This window comes from Variovorax sp. E3 (genome assembly GCF_016082275.1).
Lineage (GTDB): Bacteria > Pseudomonadota > Gammaproteobacteria > Burkholderiales > Burkholderiaceae_C > Variovorax.
The window spans coordinates 1-12207 of sequence record NZ_MOWM01000060.1 but is presented as its reverse complement, the minus strand read 5'-3'; the positions used below and the strand labels follow the sequence as shown (position 1 = coordinate 12207).

The 12207-nt window shown below is 69.1% G+C and carries 13 protein-coding genes and 4 pseudogenes; 11 read left to right on the top strand and 6 right to left on the bottom strand.

What is annotated here, in order from left to right:
- The first annotated feature begins 4 nt into the window (after nucleotides 1–4).
- Nucleotides 5–1734: pseudogene (locus BMG07_RS20830) on the top strand (acyl-CoA dehydrogenase family protein).
- A 51-nt stretch (nucleotides 1735–1785) separates the two neighbouring features.
- Nucleotides 1786–2277 (top strand): MarR family winged helix-turn-helix transcriptional regulator, encoded by a 492-nt coding sequence (locus BMG07_RS20825; protein WP_198086150.1) that lies wholly within the window; start codon nucleotides 1786–1788, stop codon nucleotides 2275–2277.
- A gap of 9 nt (nucleotides 2278–2286) precedes the next feature.
- On the opposite strand, the gene BMG07_RS20820 is transcribed toward BMG07_RS20825, so the two are convergent.
- Nucleotides 2287–2940 carry a TetR/AcrR family transcriptional regulator gene (locus tag BMG07_RS20820; protein ID WP_198086149.1) on the bottom strand — a complete coding sequence of 218 codons (654 nt, stop codon included), beginning with the start codon at nucleotides 2938–2940 and terminating at the stop codon, nucleotides 2287–2289.
- Between the two features lie 134 nt (nucleotides 2941–3074).
- Between BMG07_RS20820 and BMG07_RS20815 the strand changes: the two are divergent.
- The 5 genes and pseudogenes from BMG07_RS20815 to BMG07_RS20795 all read left to right on the top strand — a co-directional run bounded on the left by BMG07_RS20815 (nucleotide 3075) and on the right by BMG07_RS20795 (nucleotide 6409).
- Nucleotides 3075–3511: pseudogene (locus tag BMG07_RS20815) on the top strand (VOC family protein).
- Between the two features lie 35 nt (nucleotides 3512–3546).
- The gene (locus tag BMG07_RS20810; protein ID WP_198086148.1) at nucleotides 3547–4074 is read left to right on the top strand and encodes an SRPBCC family protein; all 528 of its coding nucleotides are present in this window, start codon (nucleotides 3547–3549) and stop codon (nucleotides 4072–4074) included.
- A 13-nt stretch (nucleotides 4075–4087) separates the two neighbouring features.
- Nucleotides 4088–4507: a VOC family protein gene (locus tag BMG07_RS20805; protein WP_198086147.1), complete on the top strand. Its 420-nt coding sequence runs from the start codon at nucleotides 4088–4090 to the stop codon at nucleotides 4505–4507.
- Nucleotides 4508–4512: 5 nt separating this feature from the next.
- Nucleotides 4513–5979, top strand: coding sequence for a DHA2 family efflux MFS transporter permease subunit (locus tag BMG07_RS20800; protein WP_198086146.1), 1467 nt, complete (start codon nucleotides 4513–4515; stop codon nucleotides 5977–5979).
- Nucleotides 5980–6049: 70 nt separating this feature from the next.
- A complete protein-coding gene (locus BMG07_RS20795; protein ID WP_198086145.1) occupies nucleotides 6050–6409 on the top strand; it encodes a DUF1428 domain-containing protein in 360 nt (119 codons plus the stop codon).
- Nucleotides 6410–6424: 15 nt separating this feature from the next.
- Here BMG07_RS20795 and BMG07_RS20790 read toward each other — a convergent pair whose 3' ends face one another.
- The 3 genes and pseudogenes from BMG07_RS20790 to BMG07_RS20780 form a co-directional block, all read right to left on the bottom strand.
- Complete coding sequence (locus tag BMG07_RS20790; RefSeq protein WP_198086144.1) at nucleotides 6425–7183, bottom strand: sulfite exporter TauE/SafE family protein; 759 nt, start codon at nucleotides 7181–7183, stop codon at nucleotides 6425–6427.
- Between the two features lie 92 nt (nucleotides 7184–7275).
- Nucleotides 7276–7881, bottom strand: coding sequence for a nuclear transport factor 2 family protein (locus BMG07_RS20785; RefSeq protein WP_198086143.1), 606 nt, complete (start codon nucleotides 7879–7881; stop codon nucleotides 7276–7278).
- Nucleotides 7882–7904: 23 nt separating this feature from the next.
- Nucleotides 7905–8743 (bottom strand): annotated as a pseudogene (locus BMG07_RS20780) (intradiol ring-cleavage dioxygenase).
- Nucleotides 8744–8920: 177 nt separating this feature from the next.
- On the opposite strand from BMG07_RS20780, the pseudogene BMG07_RS20775 reads away from it, so the two are divergent.
- A pseudogene (locus BMG07_RS20775) lies at nucleotides 8921–9849 on the top strand (LysR family transcriptional regulator).
- Nucleotides 9850–9971: 122 nt separating this feature from the next.
- Nucleotides 9972–10448 (top strand): DoxX family protein, encoded by a 477-nt coding sequence (locus BMG07_RS20770; RefSeq protein ID WP_198086142.1) that lies wholly within the window; start codon nucleotides 9972–9974, stop codon nucleotides 10446–10448.
- 24 nt (nucleotides 10449–10472) lie between these two features.
- On the opposite strand, the gene BMG07_RS44970 is transcribed toward BMG07_RS20770, so the two are convergent.
- A complete protein-coding gene (locus BMG07_RS44970) occupies nucleotides 10473–10658 on the bottom strand; it encodes a helix-turn-helix domain-containing protein (protein WP_269759222.1) in 186 nt (61 codons plus the stop codon).
- Nucleotides 10595–11200, bottom strand: a complete 606-nt coding sequence (locus BMG07_RS20765; protein WP_269759221.1) for a Crp/Fnr family transcriptional regulator — start codon at nucleotides 11198–11200, stop codon at nucleotides 10595–10597. The genes BMG07_RS44970 and BMG07_RS20765 overlap by 64 nt, the downstream gene beginning before the upstream one ends.
- A 65-nt stretch (nucleotides 11201–11265) precedes the next feature.
- Here BMG07_RS20765 and BMG07_RS42520 point away from each other — a divergent pair, with 65 nt between their 5' ends.
- Complete coding sequence (locus tag BMG07_RS42520; RefSeq protein WP_269759220.1) at nucleotides 11266–11709, top strand: hypothetical protein; 444 nt, start codon at nucleotides 11266–11268, stop codon at nucleotides 11707–11709.
- On the top strand, nucleotides 11655–12207 hold a 553-nt coding region (locus tag BMG07_RS44240; RefSeq protein ID WP_307867030.1), incomplete at its 3' end, for a 2Fe-2S iron-sulfur cluster-binding protein. The genes BMG07_RS42520 and BMG07_RS44240, both read left to right, overlap by 55 nt.

Here is a 12207-nt window from a genome sequence, read left to right as displayed (position 1 = left end):
CCCGATGGATTACCAGCCCCGCCCCGAAGACGTCCGATTCCTGCTGAACGCGGTGCTCGACGCACCCGCCCGCCTGCGCGCGCTCGCGCCCTTCGCCGAAGTCGACGAGGCATTGCAGTCGCAGGTGCTCGAAGAGGCCGGCCGCTTCGTCGGCGAAGTGGTCGCGCCGATCAACCGGGGCGGTGACGAAATCGGCTGCCGCTTCGCCGACGGCGAGGTCGTCTCGCCGCCGGGCTTTCGCGATGCGTATCGAGCCTTCGTCGACGGCGGATGGCCCGCGCTCTCGGCCGCGCCCGAAGACGGCGGCCAGGGCCTGCCCGCCGTGCTCGAGGCCGTGCTCTACGAATGGCTGGCCGCCGCCAACCACGGCCTCACGATGGCGCCCGGCCTGCTGCACGGCGCCTATGCCTGCCTCAAGCACCACGCAGCGACGAACTGAAGCAGCGCTACCTGCCGAAGATCGCAACGGGCGAATGGCTCGCCACCATGTGCCTGACCGAAGCGCATGCGGGCAGCGACCTGGGCCAGGTGCGCACGCGCGCCGTGCCGCAGGCCGACGGCAGCCTGCGGGTGAACGGCGGCAAGATCTTCATCTCGGGCGGCGAGCACGACCTGACGCCGAACATCGTGCACCTGGTGCTGTGCCGCCTGCCCGATGCGCCGGCCGGGCCCAAGGGCCTGTCGCTGGTGCTCGTGCCCAAGCTGCTGCCCGACGGCACGCGCAACGCGGTGCACTGCGAACGCATCGAGGAAAAAATGGGCCTGCACGGCAGCCCGACCTGCACCATGCGCTTCGACGACGCCACCGGCTGGCTGGTCGGCGAGCCGGGGCGCGGTTTGGCCGCGATGTTCGTGATGATGAATTCGGCGCGCTTGCACGTGGCGCTGCAGGGCATCGGCCTGCTCGACGCCGCCTGGCAGAAGGCTGACGCCTACGCGGCCGAGCGCCGCCAGATGCGCGCGCCCGGCCCCGTGCCCGCCAGCCGTGGCGGCGAGGCGGCCGACCTGATTGCCGAGCACCCCGCCGTGCGCCGCATGCTCGACACCCAACGCGCCTGGATCGACGGCGCACGCACCCTGGCCTACCGCAGCGCGCTGATGCTCGACGTGGCCGCGCACGACGCCGACCCCAAGGCCCGCGAGCGCGCGCAGCGCTGGTGTTCGTTCGTCACGCCGGTGCTCAAGGCCGCGTGCACGCAGCAGGCCTTCCAGGGCGCGAGCGAATGCCTGCAGGTGTTCGGCGGCCACGGCTATGTGCGCGAATGGGGCATCGAGCAGATCGTGCGCGACGCGCGCGTGACCATGATCTACGAGGGCACCAACGAGATCCAGGCCATCGACCTGCTGGTGCGCAAGGTGCTGCCCGACGGCGGCGCCGGCATGTCGGCCGTGCTGCTCGAGTTGCGCGACACGCTCGACGCCTCGCGCGAGGCCGATGCCGACGTGCAGCGCCGGCTCGCGCAGTTGCGCTACCTGGGCACCACCGTGGCAATGGCGGCGCATGCCAACCCGGTGCTGCCCTACGAAGTGGCCGACGACTACCTGCGCGTGACGATGCTCACGCTGCTGGCCTGGGCCTGGGCGCGCATCGAGGCGGCGGCGCCGCAGGATGCGGGCCGGGCCCGCGTGGCCACGGCCTTGCGCCGCTGGGTGCTGCCCGAGTTCGAGATGCGGATGGGCATCGTCAAGCGGGCCTGCGAAACCGTGGCGCTCACGCATGCGGCGCAGGCCTGAGGTGTCGCGCACCGGGCACGCCATGGCCTGCGGGGCGGTTACGCTCTGCCCATGCCTTCCCCTTCGAAATCCGCCCCCACGAAAGGCGAGCCGGCCGTGACGCCGCAGGGCAAGCCGGACCGGCTCGACGCGCGCATGCTCGAAACCCTGGTCGGCTACAACGCCCGCCGCGCGTGGCTCATCGTCAGCGACTTCTTCGCCGAACGCATGGCGCCCTACGGGCTCAAGCAGATCGACTTCTCGGTGCTTTCATTGCTGGCGCACAACCCCGGCGCCACGTCGCGCCAGCTGTGCAGCACGCTCGACATCCTGCCGCCCAACCTCGTGAGCCTGGTGGCCACGCTCGACAGCCGCGGGCTCATCGAACGCCGCCCGCATCCGCACGACGGCCGCGCGGTGGGCCTGCACCTCACGCCGGCCGGCGAGGTGCTGATCCATGAGGCCGAGCAGGCCGTGATGCAGCTCGAGGCCGATGCCAGCGCCAAGCTCACGCCGCGCGAGCGCGAGACGCTGATCCGGCTGCTGCAGAAGATCTACCTCTAGGGTCTATCTCTACAGCCCGCGTTCGACCATGTCGATGAGGCGCTGGCCCAGCGCATGGAGGTCGGCGGGCGGCATGGCGCGCAGCGGCCCGTCGATGATGAGCAGCGCCAGCCCGTGCACCGACGACCACGCGAGGTATTCGGCATTGGGGCGCCGCGCCGCATCGAGCACGCCCGCGTCCACCAGCCGGTCGATGGCCTTGCCCAGCAACTGGAACGGGTCGAGCCCGCTCGCGCCGGCCTTGGCGGGGCCGAGCTGGCCGTCGCCCTCGGCGGACACCACGAACGCGGTGCGGAACAGGCCGGGCTCGGCCTGCGCGAACCGCAGGTAGGCGGTGCCGATGGCGCGCACCTGCGCGCGCGCGAAATCGGCGGGCGGCTGGTCGCAGGGCAGCACGGCCAGTTCTTTTTCCATCGCCCCGGCCGCCGCGGCCAAGGCCGCTTCGCGCACGGCCCACAACAGCGCCTGCCGGCTGCCGAAGTGCCGGTAGGCCGCGTTAGGCACCACCCCGGCACGCCGCGTGGCTTCGCGCAGCACCACGGCATCGGGGCCGCCGTCGCGCGCCAGCTCGATGCCCGCGTCCAGCAGCGCCCGTCGCAGGTCCCCATGGCGGTAAGTGCTGCGGGCGGGCGGCAGGCTTTCGGGGACGTTGTTGAGCTTCATTGCACTTCCATGTGGACACCGTCCATTATCCCTGTTATTCTTTGTGGACGGTGTACACAAAGTAATCCGATGGTTTGCGGCCCATGACACCGGGGGCCTCCAACCCACCTGTTCAGTCTTTCAAAGGAATTGCCATGAAAGTCCAGTCTTACCTCTCGTTCGAAGGCCGCTGCGACGAAGCGCTCGGCTTCTACAAGAAGGCGCTCGGCGCCGAAGTGACGCAGCTCATGCGCTACGCCGACGCACCGGCGCCCGTCGGTTCGGCGCCTCCCGACGCCGGCTGCGCGGGCGGCATGCCCGCGCCCGAGAAGGTGATGCACGCGGTGTTCCGCATCGGCGAAACCGAGCTCATGGCCTCCGACGGCCGCTGCTCGGGCGAGCGAAGTTCGACGGCATCATGCTGGCGCTCACCGCCACCACCGACACCGAGGTCGTCAAGTGGTTCAACGCGCTGGCCGAGGGCGGCCAGGTGATGCAGCCGCTGACGCCGACCTTCTTTACCTCGAACTTCGGCATGCTGACCGACCGCTTCGGCGTGGCCTGGCTGCTGGTCGTCGCACATCCGGCCTGATCGCGCTCCTCACTCAACGACAAGAAGCTTTTTCCATGCTCAAGACCATTGCCCTTGCCATCGTGGCTGCCATCGCGGCGCTGCTGATCTTCGCGGCCACCCGGCCCGACAACTTCCGCGTGGAGCGCACCGCGCGCATCAACGCGCCGGCCGAGAAGATCTTTCCGCTGATCGACGACTTCCACCGCTGGGGCACGTGGTCGCCCTACGAAAAGCTCGACCCCGACATGCAGCGCAGCTTCGGCGGCAGCGCCAGCGGCAAGGGCGCCACCTACGCCTGGGAGAGCAAGGGCAAGGCGGGCGCGGGGCGCATGGAGATCACCGAGTCGACGCCCGCGTCGAAGGTAGCGATCAAGCTCGACTTCACCCAGCCCATGGAAGGGCACAACGTGGCCGAGTTCACGCTGCAGCCGCAAGAGGGCGCTACACAGGTCACGTGGTCCATGCACGGCCCGAGCCCCTACATCGCCAAGCTCATGGGCATCTTCTTCAACATGGACCAGATGATCGGCAAGGACTTCGAAGCGGGCCTTGCCAACCTCAAGACAGCCACTGAAAAGTAACCAAGGAAACCTCATGTCTCCCATTCATGCTTACCTCACGTTCGACGGCAACGCAGCCGAGGCCATGCGCTTCTACGAGAAGACGCTCGGCGGCAAGATCCAGATGATGATGACCATGGGCGAGGCGCCCGGCGCCGAGCAGTTCCCGCCCGGCGCGGCCGGCCGCATCATGCACGCCGCGCTGGCCTACGGCGACGGCCTGCTCATGGCCTCCGACAGCATGCCCGGCATGCCGTACGAAGGCATGAAGGGCTTCGGCGTGGCGCTCACGCTGGACACCGTGCCCGAAGCGCGCCGCGTGTTCGACGCCTTCGCCGCCGGCGGCCAGGTCACCATGCCCTTCGGCCCGACCTTCTGGGTCGAGGGCTTCGGCATGGTGACCGACCGCTTCGGCACGCCCTGGCTCATCAACGGCGGCAAGCCCCTGGTGTGACGCGCATGACAGCGGACACGACACTCGACAGCCGCAAGCGCTGGCTCGCGTTGATGGTGCTGTGCCTGGGCGTTCTGATGATCGTGCTGGACACCACCATCGTGAACGTGGCGCTGCCCTCGATTCGCACCGACCTGGGCTTCACCGAGACCTCGCTGGTCTGGGTGGTGAACGCCTACATGCTGACCTTCGGCGGCTTCCTGCTGCTGGGCGGTCGGCTCGGCGACCTGTACGGCCACCGCAAGGTCTTCCTTGTCGGGCTGGTGCTGTTCACGCTGGCCTCGCTGGCCTGCGGCGTCTCCAACTCGCAGGTGCTGCTGGTGGCGGCGCGCGCGGTGCAGGGGCTGGGCGGCGCGGTGGTGTCGGCCGTGTCGCTCTCGCTGATCATGAACCTGTTCACCGAGCCGGCCGAGCGCGCCAAGGCCATGGGCGTGTACGGCTTCGTGTGCGCGGGCGGCGGCAGCATCGGCGTGCTGCTGGGCGGCCTGCTCACCAGCACGCTGAGCTGGCACTGGATCTTCCTGGTGAACCTGCCCATCGGCGTGGCGGTGTACGCGCTGTGCGTGGCGCTGCTGCCCAACGCGCGCGGCCATGCGCACGGCGAAAAGCTCGACGTGGCCGGCGCGGTCACGGTCACGCTGTCGCTCATGCTGGCGGTGTACGGCGTGGTCAACGGCAACGAGGCCGGCTGGGGTTCGACGCAAACCGTGGGCCTGCTGGGCGCGGCCGTGGTGCTGCTGGCGGTGTTCATCGCCATCGAGGCGCGCGTGGAGCACCCGCTCATGCCGCTGGGCCTGTTCAGGCTGCGCAGCGTGTCTGTGGCCAACGTGGTGGGCGTGCTGTGGGCGGCGGCCATGTTCGCGTGGTTCTTCATTTCCGCGCTCTACATGCAGCTGGTGCTGAACTACACGCCCATGCAGATCGGCCTGGCCTTCCTGCCGGCCAACATCATCATGGCGGTGTTCTCGCTGGGCCTGTCCGCCAGGATCGTGATGCGCTTCGGCATCCGCAAGCCGCTGGCGGTGGGGCTGTGGCTCGCGGCCATCGGGCTGGCGCTGTTCGCGCGCGCGCCGGTCAACGGCAGCTTCGTGGTCGACGTGCTGCCCGGCATGATGCTGCTGGGCCTGGGCGCGGGCATGGCCTTCAACCCGGTGCTGCTGGCGGCCATGAGCGAGGTGAGCCCGTCCGACTCGGGCCTGGCCTCGGGCGTAGTCAACACCGCCTTCATGATGGGCGGCGCGCTGGGCCTGGCCGTGCTGGCCAGCGCCGCGGCCGCGCGCACCGCGTCGATGGACGCCGCCGGCGCGCAGATGCCGCTGGCCCTCACCGGTGGCTACAACCTTGCGTTTCTCGTCGGTGCCGTGTTCGCGGCGGCGGCGGGCTTGATCGGGGCCTTGCTGCTTCGCACCGCCATGCCGGGGCAAATGCAGAACAACGAAGAGGCGGCACCCCGGGGGACGGCGGCATCGTGAGGCGCCACACGCCATGCAACCGCCAGTATTTTTTCTTCAACGGTTCCACTCTTTGTTCAGGAGAACTTCCATGGCTCGTTATGTAGACGGCTTCATCGTCGCCATTCCCACCGCCAACGTCGAGGCCTACCGCAAGCTGGCGCGCAAGGCCGGCAAGGTCTGGATGGAATATGGCGCCATCGAATACGTGGAGTGCATTGCCGACGACGTGAAGCCCGGCAAGCTGACCTCGTTTCCGCAGAGCGTGAAGCAGAAGGCCGACGAGACCGTGGCCTTCTCGTGGATCACCTACAAATCGCGCAAGCACCGCGACGCGGTGAACGCCAAGGTGATGGCCGACCCGCGCATTGCGTCGATGGACCCGAAGACCATGCCCTTCGATGCGAAGCGGATGATCTTCGGCGGCTTCAAGAGCATCGTCGAACTCTGATGCGCCGCGCGGGGCTCAGGCAATGAACCCGTCGTACACGAGCTTGAGCCCCGTGAGCGCCATGCCGAGGTACACGAAGCGATAGAACCACGTCGCGTCGATGCGCCGTGCAATGCGGATGCCGACCCATACGCCGAAGGGCGCAATCGGCATCAGCACCAGCGAGGTGGCCAGCGTGCGAAAGTCGAGCAGGCCGAGCCATGCGTAGGGGATCCACTTGCTGAGGTTCACCACGAAGAAGAAGTAAGCCATGGTGGCCGTGAAGATCACCGGCTTGAGCCGCAGCGGAATCACGTAGGCATTGATGGGCGGGCCGCCTGCGTGCGCGATGAAGCTGGTGAAGCCCGACACCGTGGTCAGCACCGCGCCCACGCCGCGCGAGGGCAGCGGATCATTCGGCTTGGGCGGAAACAGCAGGCGCTGCGCCAGGAACAACAGCGTGAACACGCCGACGATGCCCGCCACCGTGTGCGCCGACAGCATGCGAAACAGCAGCGTGCCGACCACCGTGCCCAGCAGGCCGAACGGAATCAGGAACTTGAGCAGCGAGCGGTCGAAGTCGCGCCGGAAGGCCGCCAGGCCCAGCACGTCCATCAGCAGCAGCAGCGGCATGAGGATGGCCGCCGCCTGCGGCACAGTGACGGCCAGCGCCATCATCGGCACGGCGAGCGAGCCGAAGCCGGCGCCGAAGCCGCTCTTGCTGATGCCGAGCAGCAGCACGGCGGGAATGGCGACCGCATAGAAATGCGGGTCGGTGATGACGGGAAAGACCATGGACGGAAGGCAAAAGAAAACCCGCCATGCGGGCGGGCCTTCCGAGGGTAGCAGGATGGCGCCGAACGCGCCGGGCGCCCCGCCGTCGATGCCTAGCGTTCGAGTTCGCCGCCCGCCAGCCAGCGGGCGCCGCGCGCATACAGCGCCTCCACCGCCGGTCCCTTGAGCATCGGCATGTCCAGCTTCACCGTGTAGCCGATGCGCTGCTGGATGTAGGTCAGGTGGCGGTAGCCCTCGGGCAGGTCGGCCAGCACCTGGGCATCGAGGTGCACCGTGGCGGCGGGGTCGACCGGGTCGATGCGGTCCTTCTCGTAGATCGGCTGGCGGTGCAGCAGCTTCCACTCGCCGCCGTGCCTGACCACGAAGTCGTAGAAGCGGCCGGTGCACAGCACGTCGCACAGCACGCCCTCGACCATGCCGCGCTGCGAGATGGTCATCTTGGTCTGCGCGATGGCGCGCTCGCCCGCCACCTCGATGGCCGAGCCGCCCAGGAAGTGCAGGATGCTCACGCCCTTGGCCCAGCCCTCCTGCGTGACGCGGATGAACTCGGTGTAGGGGCCCTGGAACCACGTGGCCATCATCATGCCCTCGGGGTGCCACACGGTGGCAAAGCGCTCCCAGTCGCCGGCGTCGCGCCACACGGCCCAGCGTTCGATCATCTGGCGGATCAGCAGCTCCTGCTGCAAGGTGTCGGTCATTCTTTCCATCTCCGGGAGGGGGTTCAGGCGGGTTGCTTCAAGGGGTTGAGCACGAAGTCGAAGTCGAGGCGCCAGCGGCCGTTGTCCTGCTTCTTCCACGGCGCGACCAGCGACTGGCGCACCGCGAACACGGCGTCGGAGTCGAGCCACTCGTCGCCTTCGCGGAACACATGGGTGATGAGCCGCTCGTAGCCCGGCGCCTCGATCTTGAAATGCAGGTGCGCGGGCCGCCACGGGTGGCGCCTGGTGGCGCGCAGCAGGTCGCCCACGGGGCCGTCGACCGGAATCGGGTAGGCCACCGCCACCACGCTGCGAAAGTGCAGCCCGCCGTCGGGGCCGGTGCGCAGCGTGCCGCGGTTCTCGGCGTGGTCGAGGCCGGCGTGCTGCACGTCGTAGTGGCCGCCGGCATCGGCCTGCCACACGTCGACCAGCGCGTTGGCCACCGGCTCGCCGTCGAGCCCGCGCACCGTGGCGAACACGTCGCAGGGCTCGCCCTCGGCGCCGTTGGCCACGTCGTCGCCGTGCGCGTACTCAGGCGCGCCGTCGAAGTAGAAGGGGCCGAACACGGTAGCTCGGTGCAACCCGCGGGCTTGTCGTTGTTCATGGCAATGGTGAGCATCGACAGGCCCAGCACGTCCGACAGCAGGATGAACTCCTGGCGCTTGTCGTCGCACTTCTGGCCGGTGGCCGTGAGGTACTGGATGCCCTGGAACCACTCGTCCTCGGTGAGCTTCACCTCGCGCGTGAAGGCGTGCAGATGCTGCACGAGGCTGGTCAGTATTTCGCGCAGGCGCGGGTCGGGGGTGTCGGCAAAGCGCGCGAGCACGGCCTGCGTGATGTTGTCCTGGTTGAGGTTGCGCATCGTGGCTGTCTCCATGTTGTCTGTCTCGACGGTACGGCGCACTGTAGGCCGCACGCGCCTTGCCTGAAAGCACCCGGGGCGCAAATGATTTTTCCGCCCAGCGGAACGGTCGCGCCCTGCCCTGCGCCAAAATCCCCCGTCTCGACAAAAGACAACAAGCCACCGGAGACACGCCCCATGGACCGCTGGACCGAAATCGCCCTGCTCGTGCAGATCGCCGATGCCGGCAGCCTGAGCCGCGCGGCCGAGGCGCTGGGCCTGTCGAATGCCGCCGCGAGCCGGCACCTGAGCGCGCTCGAGGCCCGGCTGGGCGCGCGGCTGGTGGAGCGCAACACGCGCCGCCTCTACCTGACCGACACCGGCCGCGAGTTCTGCGGCCGTGCCCGCACCATCCTGGCCGACCTGTCGGACGCCGAATCGACGGTCAACGCCACCGCGCTCAACCCGACCGGCACGCTGCGCGTGACGGCGTCGCTGTCTTTCTCGATCCACCACATCGCACCGCTGCTGCGCGAGTACACGCAGCGCTACCCCGGCGTGACGGTGCACGTGGAGGCAGCCAACCGCTACTTCGACCTGATCGACAACAACATCGACGTGGCGATCCGCACCCGCGAATACGAGCCCGACTCGAACGTGACGATCCGCCGGCTCGGCGAGACGCGGCGCATCCTGGCGGCGTCGCCGCGCTACTTCGCGCAGCACGGTTTCCCCAAGACGCTGGACGACCTCGCGCGGCACAAGCTGCTGATCTACACCCACGCCAACAACCCGAACGAGCTGCGCTTTACCCGCCAGGGCCAGACGCGCACGGTGTCGGTCACGGGGCTGCTGGAGTCGAACGACGGCCAGGTGCTGCGCGCCGCCGCGCTCGACGGCATGGGCATCCTGGTGCAGCGACCTACATCGTCTACGAGGACATCGTGGCCGGCCGGCTGGTGCCCACGCTGGACGACTGGGACCTGCCGCACCTGACCATCAACCTGGCGTACCCGAGCCGCAAGCACCTGTCGGCCAAGGTGCGCAGCTTCATCGACTTCATGGCGGCGCATTTCGCCAAGATGGACTACGAACGCAAGTGGACCGGCCACTTCGGGGTCCGCTGAGCGGGCTTTCCGGCAAAACATGTGCGTTTACGCACATCCCGCTTTCAGGCCCCCTGCGCACACTGGAACCGCAACCGCCGCATTCCGCGGCGGACCCACCGTTTTTCCAAGCAAGGATCGCCATGAACACCCAGGCCACAGCCGCCAACACCCCGCGCGCGCCGATCGCCGCGTCGTCGCTGTCGAACATTTCCCCCGCCACGCTGGACGACGCCGGCAAGCTGCTGATCCGCGTGACGGTCGGCTTCCTGGTGCTGCTGCACGGCATCTTCAAGCTGTCGGCCGGCGTGGGCTTCATCGGCGGCATGCTGGCCAAGGCCGGGCTGCCGGGCGGGCTGGCCTACCTGGTGTACGTGGGCGAAATCGTCGCGCCGCTGATGATGATCGCGGGCGTCTTCACGCGCGGCGCCGCCGCCGTGGTGGTGATCAACATGCTGGTGGCCTTCGGCCTCGTGCACATGGCCGACCTGTTCGCGCTGGGCAAGCAAGGCGGCTGGGCGCTCGAACTGCAGGGCCTGTACCTGTTCGGCGCGCTGACCGTGGTGCTGCTGGGCGCGGGCCGCTTCAGCGTGGGCGGCAAGAACGGCCGCTGGAACTGACCCGGCCTGACCTGGCCCGCCGGTTCAGCCGGCGTCGCCCCGCACCTGCGAGACCATGCGCTCCAGGCGGGCGACGTCGGCCACCAGCAGGGCCTTGTCGTCCTTGCGCAGCACGCCGCCGCGCACCAGCACATTGAGCTCGCGGGTCACCTGCTCGCGGTTGGTGCTGATCTGGCTGGCCAGCGCCGCATGCTTGGGCGCGGGGTCCAAGCGGGCCTGGTTGGCGTCACCGCCGTGCGCGCGGCGGCGCGGGCCAGGCGCAGCAGCTCGGCATGCAGCCGGTTCTGCACGCCCAGGGTGCTCAGGTCGATGACACGTTCCGACAGCTGCCGCACCAGTGACGCCAGCCGGTGCATCACCCGCTCGGCCACCAGCGGCTCGTCGCGCAGCAGGGCCATGAAGGCGGCGCGGTCCAGGCTGGCCACCACGCTGGGCTCCAGCGTGACCACGTCGGCGGAGCGCGGCCCGCCGTCGATGGCGGCGATGTCGCCGAAGTGCTCCCCGGCCTCGGAGTCGCGAAAGGTCACCTGCCGGCCGTTGGCCGAATAGGTCGTCACCCGCACCCGGCCCGAGACCAGCAGGAACACCTCGCCCTGCTGCTCGGCGCGCAGCAGCAGGGGCTTGCCGGTTTCCACGCTGTGCCACAGGCATTGCTGGGCCAGCAGGGCAAGCCGCTGGTCGGAGAGGCCTTCGAGCAGCGCGATCTGGCGCAGCGCAAGGCTGGAGCGGGGGGTAGGTTCGGGTTTGGCCATGCCGGGGTCTATGGTCAAGGGGATGGGCGCGCGGATTATGCTCGGGTGCCGCTTCGAACCCGTTCATGGACAGACGTTCCCCCCACGCCCCTTTTTCCCTGAGACCGCCGACACGGCGCAATCTCCGCTGGGCGAGCGGGCTGGTGCTGATGGCCTACATCACGGCCCACCTGCTGAACCATTCGCTGGGCATCTATTCGTTCGCCGCGGCCGAGACCGTGCTGCGCGGCGTGCAGAAGTTCTGGCACAGCCTGCCCGGCACCGCGCTGCTGTACGGCGCGGCGGCCGCGCACCTGGCGCTGGCCGTCATCGCCTTGTGGGAGCGCCGTACCCTGCGCATGCCGCCGCTCGAAGGCCTGCGCGTGCTGCTGGGCTTTGCGCTGCCGCTGCTGCTGGCCACCCACCTCACCGCCATGCGCGGCGCCTACCTGGCCTACGGCATCGAGGCTCGTACGTGCGCGTGGTCTGGGGCCTGTGGGACTGGCAGGGCGCCGCCGCGCAGCTGGTGATGATGCTGGCCGCCTGGACCCACGGCTGCCTCGGCCTGCACTTCGCGCTGCGGGCCCAGCCGCTGTACCGCCGCTTCTCCTACCTGCTGCTGGCCGTGGCGGTGGTGCTGCCGCTCACGGCGGCCATGGGCTTCGTGTCGATGGGGCGCGAGTTCCAGTGGAACGGCGTGCCGCCGGTGGTGCTGCCGACGCCCGAGCAGGGCAAGGCGCTGAGCACGGCCGAAGGCAACATCAAGTGGTTCTACGGGCTGGCGCTGGTGCTGCTGCTGGCGGCGCGCTGGGGCCGCAACGGCTTTGCGCGCTGGTCGCGCCAGCCGTCGGTCACGCTGCGCTACCCCGACCGCACGGTGCAGGTGCCGCGCGGCTGGAGCGTGCTGGAAGCCAGCCGCTCGCACGGCATTGCGCACGTGTCGATCTGCGGTGGGCGCGCGCGCTGCTCGACCTGCCGCGTGCGCGTGGCCGGCCCGGCCGGGCACATCGGCGAGCCGGGCCGTGACG